We start from the raw sequence: 12922 nt of genomic DNA, 5'->3' as shown, positions 1-12922 counted from the left end.
CCGACATGATCAGCAGACGTGTCCTGCTCGGCGGCGCTGTCGGCACCGGCGTGTTCGCCCTGACGCCCACCGGCGCCGCCCACGCGACCGATGTCGCCGAGGCGCGAAACGAGATTCACGGCGTGTCCGCGAACGGCTGGCGGATCGATCCGGCTGCCATCGGTGTCCACCGGATCGAGGGTTCCACCGCCTCGGTGGCGCTGCGTCACGGTCTCACCGCCGTGGTGCTGCTGCACGTCGCCCGCCGCTGGCACTACGAGATCGGCCCGGTCGACACCGGCGAAGGCGGCGGCGTCGCCGGCTACGCTGCCGACCGGGCGGCACGCATCGCCTTCGAGTCCAACTACCTCTCCGGCACCGCGATCGCCCTGCACCCGGCCGCCTTTCCACTGGGCGGTAGCGAGTCGCTGTGGCCGCATCAGGAGGCGGTCGTGCGGGACATTCTCGCCGACTGCGAGGGCACCGTGGCCTGGGGCGGTGACCTGTCGCCAGCGACGGCCTCGCACTTTCACGTCACGGCCCGGCCCGGTGGCCGGGCTCTGACCCGGGTCGCCGCCCGGCTGAGGCCCGGCGTCCACGTTGCGCGTCGGACACCTGCGGTCGTCGCCGGGTAGGCCGGCGCCGACGTGCCCGACCGAGGGTGGCCGGTCACACCGGCCACCCTCGTCGGGTAGGGGTCAGTCAGTTCACGGGCAGGGCTGCCAGGCCAGGTGGTACATCGTCTCGATGCTGCCGTCCGTCGAGTCCATGGTCAGGAAGCTGACGTCCGTCGACGATCCCTTGCTCAGGCGCAACTCGGTGTTGATGTTGAGGTTGCGGATCTCGCCACACGGATGCCAGACCACGGAGGCGATCGGCACCTCGTCGCTCACCATCCAGTTGTCGTCCAGCGGAGCCGGAATCGGATGGCTGCTGAAGGTGCCCTGAGTCATTCCCTGGAAGTAGTAGTTGGCCCGCTGCGTGGCGATGGCACCCGGGCTGAGCAGCCCGTAGCCGCGGTAGTCCACCTTCACGATCGCGAAGGTGTAGCCCGCCGGCGCGTGCACCAGCACGTTGAGCTGGCAGTTCCGGCGACCTTCGGTGACCGAGATACCCGGACCCGCCTGTACCAGGTAGTCGCTGTAGATGGTGGTGAAGGCGGTGTTGTCCGGCGAGACGGCGACGTCGGCGGTACCCGGCCGACAACCGGAACCCGCCATCGCGACCAGATCGATCACGACATGGTCATCCGGTGGGTCATCCAGGATCCCCTTGGCGGACGCGGGTGCGCCCGAGATCAACGATGAGGCGAGCAACGCAAGCACCACGCCGCCACGCGTCAGCAGTTTGCGCATGAAACCTCCTCCGATGTGTGATGCGACGATGCGTGCGCAACAATCTACGTACAGACATTGATGGTTGTCAACGTAAATTTAATTGCCACGGAGAGTTTCAGAAATTGATCGCATGCCGTCTCGCCACCGACCATCCCGACCCAGTCGGCGGAGCAGGCGGCGACCGCACCAACCGCGCAAATCATCCACAAACATCCCAAAAGGTCGACCCAATTGCCTCCAATGACCGGCTAGTTGATCCCACCGAAACGGGCACACGGCACGCGACCTGGGCAGAACCAATATCAACACATCGACTCTGGCAGATGCTTGCATGAATCGATGCTCGTCGCTATCATCCTTTCGCAGGACGCCCCGCCGAAAAACCCTGGACCCAATCCCCCATGATCCAAAGGGTCCAGCGGACAAAGATCAACGGCGCGGTTGTTCCGCAAAGTCGTGTGTGCCCCAGCCGTCATAACCTGAACCCCGAGGGGAACGGAATGAAAAGAAGCCTCACCGGCGCGAGACACGGAATGTTCGCCGCACTCGGCACGGTTCTCGCGCTGACCCTGACCGCTCCGGCCCATGCCTCTCCGGCGACGTCGAGCGCCGTGCCGGACAGCGACATCACCGTGGAGGTGGTGGCCGCCAGCGGTTCGGGCTGCGCGCCCGGCACGGCCAGGGTCGTCGCCAACCCCGACAACACCGGGTTCCGGATCCGCTACTACGACTTCCTCGCCACCGTCGGTGACGGGGCCGACCCGACGGACAGCCGGAAGAACTGCCAACTCGGTGTGCTCGTCAAGGTGCCGGCCGGCTGGACCTTCGCGGTCGCCACCGCGGACTACCGGGGCAGGGCCCGGATCCCCAGCGGGGCGACCGGCCGGCAGCGGACGAACTACTACTGGCAGGGTTCGTCCGACAACAGCCGTACCGACGCCACGTTCGGCGGACCGTACAACGGCTTCTGGGCCACCGCGGATCACGCACCGGTGCTGTTGTACCTCCCCTGTGGGCAACAGCGGGTGCTGAACATCAACACCGAGCTGCGAGTGGACGCCGGCACCTCCAACGGCCAGGCCAGCATGTCGATGATCACGACCGAAGGCAACGTCGACACCCTGTTCAACCTGGACTGGGTCAGGTGCTGACCACCTGATCCGCCAGCGGATCAGCGCCGGGCGCGGGCAGATCGATGCCCACGCCCGGCGCTGTCGTACGCGGTGCCGGACTCGGGCTCGAACCCGGAGCGAGCAGCGCGGGCAGTCCGGTCAGCGCCGGCGAACTGGTCAGCGCGGGCAGTCTGGTCAGCGCCGGCGGCGACCCGGTGGGCGCGGAGAAAGCCGTCGACAGCCGCCGACCAGGGAAAGCCCTCCGCCCGGCGACGGGCCGCCGCGCGGCGCGCCGCCACCGGTCGGCCGGCCAGTTCGCAGATCGCGTCCGCGTACTCCTGCCCGCCGCCGGCCACCGCCAGCCCGGCGTCTCCGATCACCTCCGGTAGCGCGCTCTCCGCGGCGACCACCACCGGGGTTCCGCTGGCCAGGGCTTCCAGGGCGGCCAGCCCAAAGGTCTCCACCGGCCCGGGTGCGATCACCACGTCGGCACTGGCCAGCAGCCGGGCGACCTCGTCGCGATCGCCGACGTAGTTGGCGAAGTGCACGGTCAGCCCGGCCTCGACGGCGTGTGCGCGCAGACCCGCCTGACGAGGGCCGGTGCCGACGATCACCCCGACGGCGGGTACGCCCCGGTCGCGCAGCGCGGCCAGCGCCGCGAGGACCCGCTCCGGGCACTTCTCGGCGGACAGCCGGGCGCAGTGCAACACCAGCAGTTCACCGTTGGGCGCGTACCGCTCGCGTACCGCCTCGTCGTGCCGACGGGGATGGAACTGGTCGAGATCCACCCCGAGCGGCACCCGGGCCAGGTTGTCCACCCCGATGCGGGTGAACTCGCGCGCTGCCCACTCGGTGGTGCACACCACCCGGTCGTACGCGGCGGCGGTCGCCGCGTTGAGCCGGTCGGCGATCCGCTCGGTGATCCGGTCGGTCAGCTTCGCCGGGCCGGCGGATCGGACGCCGAACGGCAACCGCAACAGGCCGTCGAGCGTCTCGTGGGAGACCATCAACGCGGGTACGCCGTGCTGCCGCGCCCACTGTCCGGTCCACCGCAGCGTGGTGCGGTCGGAGACCTCCAGCCGGTCCGGGGCGAGCTCGGTGAGCAGGCGGCGTACCCGGGAACGGCCGAGCAGCACCCGGTAGCCGCCGGTGCCGGGCACCACCGGCCCGGCGACGGTGATCACCCGCCCCTGCGCGGTGTCCTCATCCGCGTCGGCCGCCCCCGGCACCACCAGCACCGGCTGGTGGCCGGCGGCCAGGTAGCCGGTGCCGAGTTCCCGCAGCGCGGTCCGTAACCCACCGGAGCTGCCGGTGATGAAATTCGCCAGCCGAACGATCCTCATGATGCCGTCACCATCCGGCCAGCATGGCAACCGCCGAGCGGCGGGCAGGGCACACGATCATGACGTGTCGGCGAATTGTGCCCGACGGCAAGCTTCGTCGTCGCCGGTCACCGACGGGCGGTGGCCCGGTCAGGACCAGCCGTAACCGGCACGCAACGCCTGACACACCCGGTCGAACCGGCCCCGGTCGAGGATGGCACCCTCACGCCGGATGCTGTCCTCCCGCATGGTGAGCACCCGGTCGAGCCGGATCCAACTCGGCCGGCCGTCGTCGCCCCAGGTGCCCAGCGACAGCCAGTGCCGCTGCCCGTCGCGGTCGGACTGGCTGGACAGCATCAGCCCGAACAGGGTGCGGCTGCGCCGGCCCACCACCAGGACCGGGCGGTCCTTGCCCTGCCGGGGGTCATCCTCGTACGACACCCAGGTCCAGACGATCTCGCCGGGATCAGCGTGTCCGTCCAGCTCGGGGGCGTACGACAGCTGCCGCCGCTGCAACGCGGCCACCTGCCGGCGCCGGGCCAGCTTCGCCGGTGTCGGGTGCCGTTGCGCCGGTACGCGTTGACCGGCCAGCCGGCCCACCGTCGCGGTCACGCCCTGCCACAGTCTTCCCACGACCGACGACCCTATCGGTAGGCGACACCAGCGGTGCGCGACAGGCTCACCCCGCCGCGCACCGCTGGCCGGCTTCCGGTCAGTCGGGGTCCGGTCAGCCGAGCATGCCGAGGACGGTCCGGGCCTGGTGGGTCAGCGCGGCCTGCGCCGTCGCGTCGACCCGGTCGCGCCGGTGCGGATGCGCCAGATGGTGCACGAAGCGTTGCAGGGCCCGCGTCGCCTGGCCGGTGCGGCCCCGGTCGAGGTGCCACTGCGCCTGATGCAGCGCGGCGGACAGCCGGTGGGTGACCGGTCCGGTGATCGCGCCGTCGCGGCGGAATCCGTCGTACGCGGTCCGCAGCGCGGGCAGGCTGCCCGGTGCCCAGAGATCCGGCACCGGCACCTGGCCGAAGTCGGTGTCGGCGGCCAGGTAGAAGCCGGGGTACGACGGCTGGTTGTAGGTGGTCTGCTGGCGGGCCACCTCGGCGCGGTACTGCGGGTCGTGCATCAGGGTGTACATCTTGCGGTCGGTCACCTCGGTGCTCAGGTGGATCCGGATCGCGGTGCTGTCGACCGTCCGTAGCAACAACTCCTCCCGCCAGTCGCCGAAAACGTCGGCGACCAGGCCCGGGTTGCCCTTGGTGTGGTTGTTGGTCCGGGTGCCCTCGGCGGTGAGCAGCCGACCCCGGCGCCAGTCGTCGATCGTCGGGGTCTGGTCGATGGCGCCGTCGACGATCTGGGTGGTGCCGTCGGCCGCCCACCGGATGCTCATGTTGGTGCCGGGGATCTGCGGGCCGAGCGGCTCGCCGGTGGCGGTGTGCAGACCGAGTCCGCTGACCGCCCACACCTCGTGGCCGGGGCGCTCCGGGTCGACGTCCCCGACCATTCCCCGGCCGGTGTCCACTCCGGAGTACGCGCCGAAGATCACCTCACCGGTGGCGGCGTCGAGCAGGCCGTGCCCGTACGGCGCCCACCGCCCGCCCTCGAAGACCAGGTACGCCTCCAGGCCGGGGCGGTGCGGGTCGATGTCGGTGACGTGCATGGCGTCACCGTGACCGAGCCGGGCCATCGTGCCCGGTGCCGCGCTGCCCGGTGGCAGCTGCGCGAACGCGCTGTACAGCAGGCTCCCGTCGTCATCGATGGTGGCCGCACCGTAGACGATCTCGTGCCGGCCGTCGCCGTCGACGTCGGCCGCGCTGATCGAGTGCTGCCCCTGGGTGGTGATGGTGGCGAACTCGTCGTCGGTGCCGTCGCGGCCGTGCGGCGAGTCGTCGAACGGGTTGGTCATCGGCGTCCAGCCGCTGTCGACGTACCACCGCTCGGTGAGCCGGCGCCCGTCCCAGTCGTAGGCGACCAGGGTGGATCGGGTGTAGTAGCCGCGGGCGAAGACCGCCGACGGCCGACGGCCGTCCAGATAGGCCACCGCGGCGAGGAACCGGTCGACCCGGTTGCCCGGCTCGATGCGCGACATCGCGTAGTCGCCCCACATCAGGCCGTCGTCGTGCCGGCCGGGCTGGTACCGGACGGTCTGCAGCTCCCGCCCGCTGGCGCCGTCGAACACGGTGAGGTACTCGGGGCCGTCGACGATGAAGCCTTCGAACGCGCGCAGGTTGTTGCGGGCACTGCGGGCCGGGGCGTAGACGTCGACGAAGTGGTCGGCGAGGGCCTGCGCGTCGGCCCGCGACAGCGGATAGTCGTACGCCGGTTCGATGCCGAACGCCGCTTCCAGGGTGGCCGGCCAGTTGCCGGCGACCACCTCCGGGTGGGCGTGCCAGCCCTGGAACATCGCCACCAGGTGGTCGTGGTAGTCGGCGGCGGACATCCGGTAGTCGTCACGGTGCGAATAGCCGGCCCGCCGGTCGGATTCCGGCATGGTGACGTAGCGTTCGTCGGCGACCCGGCCGTCGGGCCGGTAGCTGATCGTCCTGGTGCCGGGGGCGGTCTTGAGCATCATCTCCGAGCGGCCGTCGCCGTCGAAGTCGTAGACCAGGAACTGGGTGTAGTGGGCGCCGGCCCGGATGTTGACCCCGAGGTCGATGCGGTGCAGCAGGGTGCCGTCCAGCCGGTACGTGTCGAGGTAGACCGGTCCGGTGTAGCCGACCTGGGAGACGTCCTTGGAGTTGGACGGGTCCCATTTGACGATGAACTCGTACCGTCCGTCGCCGTCGACGTCGCCGACGCTCATGTCGTTGGCGGAGTAGGTGTACGCCTCGCCGGCCGGGGTGACCCCGTCGGCGGGTCGACGCAGCGGCAGGTCATGGTAGGGCTGCGACCACGGGTGCACCGGATCGCTGCGGTCGACCTCGACGCCGTCGACCACGGCGGCGACCTGGTAGCCGGCACCGGTGACGGGGTCGGTGTCCAGGTAGTTGGTGCTGTCGGTGACGGTGGCCAGCCGCCGGCCGTCCCGGTAGACATGGAAGTCTGCCCCGGTCATGCCGGTGGCGGCGGAGCCGGTCACCTCGTGGCCGAGCAGCCGCCAGCTGAGGAAGACGCCCTGGTCGGTGGCGGCGGCGACCAGGCCGCGGTCGAGATGCTCGAGTTGGACGGCGTCGGGGTGGCCGCCTCCGGTCGGTACGCCGGTCGGCTCGCCGGCGGGGCCCCGGACATCGTCGGTCCGGTCGGCGGGCGCGGCGCCGGCCGGTACGCCGAGGGCCAGCGTGCAGACGGTGGCGAGCAACGCCGCGGCGGTGGGTGGACGGTGCGGACGGCGACGTCGGGTACGACGGTTCATACCGGAATCTCCTCGGTCGACGGGCGGCGCGGCCGGCTCTGGCCGACCGGCCGGCCCGGTGACGGTGTCAGGCACCCGTGACAGTTGAATGAAACGATACAATCCACTGAAGGCTATGGATATGTTCGGCAGCGTGTCAAGGAGAGAACCCGGGAATGAACCGTTCCATCCGGACCGAATCCAGCCCGATGTGGACCACGGTCACCTGAGGTCATCGAGTTGTGGCCCCTGCAGCGATCGACTAGGGTCGGTGCACCGATCCGCAGCCAGTCGCGGCACCATCCGGCGGCACCACGCAGTTGGCGATGTGCACCAGCCCCGACGTGCACCATCCCGTCGACGCAACCCGGCCCGTCAAGCCCGTAACGGCGACAACGAGGTAGGAGACAGACGGTGAATCCCTCCCCAGCGTTCCCGCACCGGCGGCGATCCGCGCGTACCGCCCGGTCGGCCGGGCGCGCGACGAGCCTCGCCGCCGTCGCGGCGCTCGCGCTGGCCGGCTGCTCGGCCGGCGAACCCCTGGAGACCGACGACGGGCCGGCCAGCTCCGACGGCACCCTGGTGGTGGCCATCTCCAGCGAGCCGGACAGCCTGGACGTGCACGTCTCCACCGCGTCGCCCACCTTCCTGGTAATGGAGAACGTCTACGACACCCTGGTGGAGCCGGCCCCCGACCTGAGCTTCCAACCCGCGCTGGCCACCGAGTGGGAGGTCAGCGAGGACCTGCTCACCTGGACCTTCCAGCTACGCGACGGCGTCACCTGGCACAACGGACGGGAGTTCACCGCCAGCGACGTGGTGGCCAGCTTCGAACGGATCACCGACGCGGAGACCGCCGCCAACGCCTGGCGGTTCGAAACCGTCGACGAGGTACGCGAGGTCGACGACCGTACGGTGGAGTTCGTCCTCAACCAGCCGACCCCCAACCTGCTGGCCAACATCGGCGGGTTCAAGGGGATGGCGATCGTCGCCCCCGAGCTGATCGAGGGCGACGGGCTGACCACCGACGCGATCGGCACCGGCCCGTTCCGGTTCGTCAGCTACACCCCCGGTGACCGGATCGTGCTGGAGGCCAACCCGGACTACTGGGGCGACGGCCCGTACGTCGACCGGGTCGAGTTCCGGTTCGTCTCCGAGCCGACCACCGCGCTGACCAACCTGCGCACCGGAGCCGTGCACCTGACCAACAACGTGCCCGCCCAGGAGATCGCCACCCTGCGCGACGATCCCGACGTCGAGCTGGGCCAGCAGGCCAGCAACGACTACTGGTACTTCACCTGCAACTTCGACCGACCGCCGTTCGACGACATCGACGTACGCCGGGCGCTGTCGTTCGCCATCGACCGCGAACAGGTCGCCCAGGCCGCCTTCTTCGACGCCGCCACCCCGGTGCAGTCGGCGATGCCGCCGGGCAACTTCTGGGCCACCGACTACGCTCCGTTCAGCCACGACCCGGACCAGGCCCGCGAGCTGCTCGCCGACGCCGGCGTCACCGACCTCACCGTCGATCTGATGCTGACCAACGAGTACCCGCACACCCTGGCGGCCGCCGAGGTGATCGCCAGCCAGTGGCACGACGTCGGCGTCAACGCCGAGATCCGTACCCTCGACTTCGCCAGCTGGCTCGACGAGCAGGGCAACGGCAGCTACGACTGCTACGTCCTCGGCTGGCTGAACAACCTCGACGGCGAGTACGCCTACTACGCCCAGCACCACTCCGCCGGCTCGTTCAACTTCCACGGCTACGCCAACCCGCAGGTCGACCAGTACCTCGACCAGGCCCGGGCCAGCGTCGAGGACACCGAACGGCGCGACCTCTACCACCAGGCGGCCGAGCTGATCATCGACGAGGTCAGCTACGGCTACCTGTACAGCCCGCAGGCCACGCTGGCCTGGGCTCCCGGGGTGTCCGGCGTGGAGATGCACCCGGACGGCAAGACCCGGCTGCGGACCGTGCGGTTGGCCGACTGAGCCGGCGCGATGGCGCGTTTCCTGCTGTGGCGGGCGTTGCAGACGGTCGTCGCGATGCTCGGGGTCAGCGTCGCCGTCTTCCTCATCGTCCAGCTGGTGCCGGGCGATCCGATCCGGCTGGCCCTGGGCACCCGCTTCGACGAGGAGCTGTACCAGGCGATGCGGGCCCGTGCCGGGCTGGACCAGCCGCTGCTGACCCAGTACGGCCGTTGGCTGGTCCGCGCGGTCACCGGTGACCTGGGGGTCAGCTTCCGCAGTGGTGAGCCGGTCACCCGGCTGCTGCTGGCCCGGCTCGGCCCGACCAGCCTGCTCGCCGGCGCGGCACTCGCCGTCGCGCTGGCGATCGCGCTGCCGTTGGGCATCGTCTCCGCGGTGCGCTCCGGGTCGCTGGTGGACCGGATCGCCACCGGGTTCAGCCAGCTGTGGATCTCGGTGCCGGACTTCTGGAGCGGGATCATGTACATCCTGCTCTTCGCGCTGCTGCTGGGCTGGCTGCCGGCCTCCGGTTACGTGTCCCCGTTGGACGACCCGGTCCGGGCGGCCCACCACCTGGTGCTGCCGGCGATGACCGTGGGGCTGATCTCCGGTTCGGTGCTGACCCGGTTCGTCCGCTCGGCGGTGCTGGAGGCGCTGCACCAGGACTACGCCCGTACCGCCCGGGCCAAGGGGCTGTCCCGCTGGCAGACGGTCCGCCGGCACGTGCTGCCCAACGCCTGGATCTCCATCGTGACCGCCGTCGGCCTGCAGCTCGGTTTCCTGCTCGGCGGAGTGGTGATCGTCGAGGTGATCTTCGAGTGGCCGGGCCTGGGCCGGTTGGCGTACGACGCCGTCGTCCGACGTGACTACAGTCTGCTGCAGGGCGCGGTGCTGGCCATCGCGCTGATGTTCCTGGTGGTCAACTTCCTGGTGGACCTGCTCTACGGCTACCTCGACCCACGGGTACGGCGCCGATGACCCGCCGACTGGTCCTGTTGCTGCTGGGCAACCGGCTGGCCCTGGCCGGGCTGCTGGTGCTGGCCGTGCTGGCGACGGTCGCCGTGGTCGGTCCGTGGCTGGCCCCGTACGACCCGAACGAGGTCGACGTGCCGGGCCGGCTGGCCGCTCCGTCATGGTCGCACCCGTTCGGCACCGACAACCTCGGCCGCGACGTGCTCAGCCGGGTGCTGGTCGGTGCCCGGGTGTCGCTGCAGGTCGGGTTCGTCGCGGTCGGCATCTCGCTGACCGCCGGGCTGCTGATCGGGCTGGTCGCCGGCTTCTACTCCGGCGCGACGGACGCGCTGCTGATGCGCACCATGGACGTGCTGTTCGCGTTCCCGGCGATCCTGCTGGCGATCGCGGTGCTGGCCATCCTCGGCCCGGGCATCACCAACGCGATGATCGCCATCGGCATCGTCTACACGCCGATCTTCGCCCGGATCGTGCGGGCCGCGACGCTCGTCGTCTCGGCCCAGCTGTACGTCCGGGCGGCCCGTGCCGTCGGCGCCGGCGACCTGCGGATCCTCCTGCGCCACGTGCTGCCGAACATCGCCGCACCGGTGATCGTGCAGACGTCGCTGAGCCTGGCGTTCGCGATCCTGGCCGAGGCGGCGCTGTCGTTCCTCGGTCTGGGCGTGCAGCGACCCGATCCGGCCTGGGGCCGGATGCTCGCCGAGGGCCGCGACTTCGTCAGTCAGGCACCGTGGATGGGCATCTTCCCCGGTCTGGCGATCTTCGCGACCGTGCTGGCGTTCAACGTGGTCGGCGACGGGCTGCGCGACGCGCTCGACCCTCGGCAACGGTCGGTCATCGAGTCGAGGGGGCGGGGCTGATGGCCGGCGACCCGGTGCTGTCGGTACGGGACCTGACGGTGCGCATCGGCACCCGGCGGGGCGTGGCGAGGGTGGTCAACGGGGTCAGCTACGACGTGCACCCGGGCGAGACGCTGGCCATCGTCGGCGAGTCGGGGTCCGGCAAGTCCGTCGCCGCGCTGGCGGTCCTCGGCCTGCTCGACGAGGCGGCCACCGCCACCGGGCAGGTGCTGCTGGACGGCGTGGACCTGCTGGCCGCGGGCGAGCGGCAGCTAAGACGGATCCGGGGCAACGAGATCGCGATGGTCTTCCAGGACCCGATGACCTCCCTCAACCCGGTCAAGACGATCGGGTCGCAGCTGGTCGAGCCGATCGAGCTGCACGGGGTGGCCACCGGCGCGGCGGCCCGCGACCGGGCGGTGCAGCTGCTCGAACAGGTCGGCCTGCCGGACGCCCGGGACCGGCTCGGCGACTACCCGCACCGGTTCTCCGGCGGGATGCGCCAGCGGGTCATGATCGCGATGGCGCTGGCCTGTGAGCCGAAGGTGCTGCTCGCCGACGAGGCGACCACCGCGCTGGACGTCACCACCCAGGCGCAGATCCTTGAGGTGGTCGCCGGGCTGCAGCGACGGCTGGGCCTCGCAGTCGTATGGATCACCCACGACCTGGGGGTGGTGGCCGGGATCGCCGACCGGGTCGCGGTCATGTACGCCGGCCGGATCCTGGAGCAGGCACCGGTCGACGAGCTGTACGCCGCGCCCCGGCACCCGTACACGATGGGGTTGTTGGCGGCGGTGCCCCGGGTCGGCGCCGACCGACCACGCCGGCTGACGACGATCCCCGGGCAGCCGCCGGATCCGACGGCGCTGCCGCCGGGCTGCGCGTTCCATCCACGCTGCGGCTACCGGCACGATCCACGGGCGGCCACCGAGGTGCCGCCGCTGCGCGCGGTCGGCCCGGGTCACCAGGTGGCCTGCTTCTACGACGTCGACGGTGGCACCGCCACCGGTACGGGCGGTGGGCATGACTGAGCAGCCGCTGTTGAGCGTGACCGACCTGCGGGTGCACTTCCCGGTCGCCGGTGGCGGGGTACGCCGCCGGCCGGATGCGGTGGTCCGGGCGGTCGACGGGGTGAGCTTCACCGTGGCGACCGGCGAGACGCTGGGGCTGGTCGGCGAGTCGGGGTGCGGCAAGAGCACCACCGGGCTGGGCCTGCTGCGACTGGTCGAACCGACCGGTGGGCGGGTCAGCATGCGGGGCACCGACGTCACCACGCTGCGTCGGCGGGACCTGCGGGCGATGCGCCGGCAGCTCACGATGATTTTCCAGGATCCGTACGCGTCGCTGGACCCCCGGATGACGATCGGCTCGGTCGTCGCCGAGCCGTTGGCGGTGCACGGTCTGCACCGGGGGTCGCGGGCCCGCCGGCACCGCGTCGGTGAGCTGCTGGAACTCGTCGGCCTCGACCCGGACCACGCGCACCGGCACCCGCACGAGTTCTCCGGTGGGCAGCGCCAGCGGGTGGGCATCGCCCGCGCGCTGGCCTGCGAGCCCGAGCTGATCGTCGCCGACGAGCCGATCGCCGCGCTCGATGTGTCGATCCAGGCGCAGATCATCAACCTGCTGGAGGACCTGCGCGACGAGCTCGGGCTGGCGTACCTGTTCATCGCCCACGACCTGGCCGCGGTCGGGCACCTCAGCGACCGGATCGCGGTGATGTATCTCGGCCGGATCGTGGAGGTGGCCGACCGGGCGACGCTGTTCGCCCGGCCGGCACACCCCTACACCCGGGCGTTGCTGTCCGCGGTGCCGCTGCCCGACCCGGTCGCCGAGCGGTCCCGGGAGCGGATCATCCTGCGGGGCGCGGTGCCGTCCGCCGCCGACCCACCGAGTGGCTGCAACTTCCGGACCCGCTGCCCGGCGGCGTTCGACCGGTGTGCCGTCGACGACCCGGTGCTGACCGTGCGCGGCGACGGCCACCTGGCCGCCTGCCACCTGCCGGACGACGCCACCGGCTGACCCGCACCCGCGGCGGTGCCGGTGCCGGACGGGTGGTAGGGCGACCCGG

11 protein-coding genes are annotated in these 12922 nt (G+C 71.0%); 7 read left to right on the top strand and 4 right to left on the bottom strand.

Going from position 1 to position 12922, the window contains the following annotated elements:
* The first annotated feature begins 5 nt into the window (after positions 1–5).
* A complete protein-coding gene (locus tag EDC02_RS05095; protein ID WP_148083329.1) occupies positions 6–614 on the top strand; it encodes a hypothetical protein in 609 nt (202 codons plus the stop codon).
* A 72-nt stretch (positions 615–686) separates the two neighbouring features.
* Here EDC02_RS05095 and EDC02_RS05090 read toward each other — a convergent pair whose 3' ends face one another.
* A complete protein-coding gene (locus EDC02_RS05090) occupies positions 687–1334 on the bottom strand; it encodes a DUF4360 domain-containing protein (protein WP_123600947.1) in 648 nt (215 codons plus the stop codon).
* 482 nt (positions 1335–1816) lie between these two features.
* Here EDC02_RS05090 and EDC02_RS05085 point away from each other — a divergent pair, with 482 nt between their 5' ends.
* Positions 1817–2467, top strand: a complete 651-nt coding sequence (locus EDC02_RS05085) for a DUF4360 domain-containing protein (RefSeq protein ID WP_233605746.1) — start codon at positions 1817–1819, stop codon at positions 2465–2467.
* 20 nt (positions 2468–2487) lie between these two features.
* Here the strand turns inward: EDC02_RS05085 and EDC02_RS05080 are convergent, their stop codons facing one another.
* From EDC02_RS05080 to EDC02_RS42515, 3 genes are all read right to left on the bottom strand, one after another.
* A complete protein-coding gene (locus EDC02_RS05080; RefSeq protein ID WP_123600946.1) occupies positions 2488–3771 on the bottom strand; it encodes a glycosyltransferase in 1284 nt (427 codons plus the stop codon).
* 129 nt (positions 3772–3900) lie between these two features.
* Positions 3901–4383 (bottom strand): type II toxin-antitoxin system PemK/MazF family toxin, encoded by a 483-nt coding sequence (locus EDC02_RS05075; RefSeq protein WP_123600945.1) that lies wholly within the window; start codon positions 4381–4383, stop codon positions 3901–3903.
* Positions 4384–4477: 94 nt separating this feature from the next.
* Positions 4478–7096, bottom strand: coding sequence for a rhamnogalacturonan lyase (locus EDC02_RS42515; RefSeq protein WP_158632055.1), 2619 nt, complete (start codon positions 7094–7096; stop codon positions 4478–4480).
* A 393-nt stretch (positions 7097–7489) separates the two neighbouring features.
* Here EDC02_RS42515 and EDC02_RS05065 point away from each other — a divergent pair, with 393 nt between their 5' ends.
* The 5 genes from EDC02_RS05065 to EDC02_RS05045 are packed head-to-tail and all read left to right on the top strand — an operon-like array spanning position 7490 to position 12873.
* Positions 7490–9067 carry an ABC transporter substrate-binding protein gene (locus tag EDC02_RS05065; protein ID WP_123600944.1) on the top strand — a complete coding sequence of 526 codons (1578 nt, stop codon included), beginning with the start codon at positions 7490–7492 and terminating at the stop codon, positions 9065–9067.
* A 9-nt stretch (positions 9068–9076) separates the two neighbouring features.
* Entirely contained in the window at positions 9077–10021 is a 945-nt protein-coding gene (locus tag EDC02_RS05060; RefSeq protein ID WP_123600943.1) for an ABC transporter permease, read from the top strand.
* Positions 10018–10875, top strand: coding sequence for an ABC transporter permease (locus EDC02_RS05055; protein WP_123600942.1), 858 nt, complete (start codon positions 10018–10020; stop codon positions 10873–10875). Before EDC02_RS05060 ends, EDC02_RS05055 begins: the two co-directional genes overlap by 4 nt.
* Positions 10875–11885 carry an ABC transporter ATP-binding protein gene (locus tag EDC02_RS05050; RefSeq protein WP_123600941.1) on the top strand — a complete coding sequence of 337 codons (1011 nt, stop codon included), beginning with the start codon at positions 10875–10877 and terminating at the stop codon, positions 11883–11885. The genes EDC02_RS05055 and EDC02_RS05050 overlap by 1 nt, the downstream gene beginning before the upstream one ends.
* Positions 11878–12873: an ABC transporter ATP-binding protein gene (locus EDC02_RS05045; RefSeq protein ID WP_123604511.1), complete on the top strand. Its 996-nt coding sequence runs from the start codon at positions 11878–11880 to the stop codon at positions 12871–12873. The genes EDC02_RS05050 and EDC02_RS05045 overlap by 8 nt, the downstream gene beginning before the upstream one ends.
* Positions 12874–12922 lie beyond the last annotated feature (49 nt).

The sequence above is a fragment of the Micromonospora sp. Llam0 genome (assembly GCF_003751085.1).
Taxonomy (GTDB): Bacteria; Actinomycetota; Actinomycetes; order Mycobacteriales; family Micromonosporaceae; genus Micromonospora_E.
Note: the sequence above shows the minus strand (reverse complement) of the source record. Positions and strands in the feature narration are given on the sequence as shown.

Excerpts from the sequence above, each read along its gene's own strand:
- EDC02_RS05095 (WP_148083329.1), top strand. The coding sequence starts at position 6 with ATGATCAGCAGACGTGTCCTGCTCGGCGGCGCTGTCGGCACCGGCGTG.
- EDC02_RS42515 (WP_158632055.1), bottom strand. The coding sequence starts at position 7,096 with ATGAACCGTCGTACCCGACGTCGCCGTCCGCACCGTCCACCCACCGCC.
- EDC02_RS05085 (WP_233605746.1), top strand. The coding sequence starts at position 1,817 with ATGAAAAGAAGCCTCACCGGCGCGAGACACGGAATGTTCGCCGCACTC.
- EDC02_RS05055 (WP_123600942.1), top strand. The coding sequence starts at position 10,018 with ATGACCCGCCGACTGGTCCTGTTGCTGCTGGGCAACCGGCTGGCCCTG.
- EDC02_RS05060 (WP_123600943.1), top strand. The coding sequence starts at position 9,077 with ATGGCGCGTTTCCTGCTGTGGCGGGCGTTGCAGACGGTCGTCGCGATG.
- EDC02_RS05090 (WP_123600947.1), bottom strand. The coding sequence starts at position 1,334 with ATGCGCAAACTGCTGACGCGTGGCGGCGTGGTGCTTGCGTTGCTCGCC.
- EDC02_RS05045 (WP_123604511.1), top strand. The coding sequence starts at position 11,878 with ATGACTGAGCAGCCGCTGTTGAGCGTGACCGACCTGCGGGTGCACTTC.
- EDC02_RS05050 (WP_123600941.1), top strand. The coding sequence starts at position 10,875 with ATGGCCGGCGACCCGGTGCTGTCGGTACGGGACCTGACGGTGCGCATC.
- EDC02_RS05080 (WP_123600946.1), bottom strand. The coding sequence starts at position 3,771 with ATGAGGATCGTTCGGCTGGCGAATTTCATCACCGGCAGCTCCGGTGGG.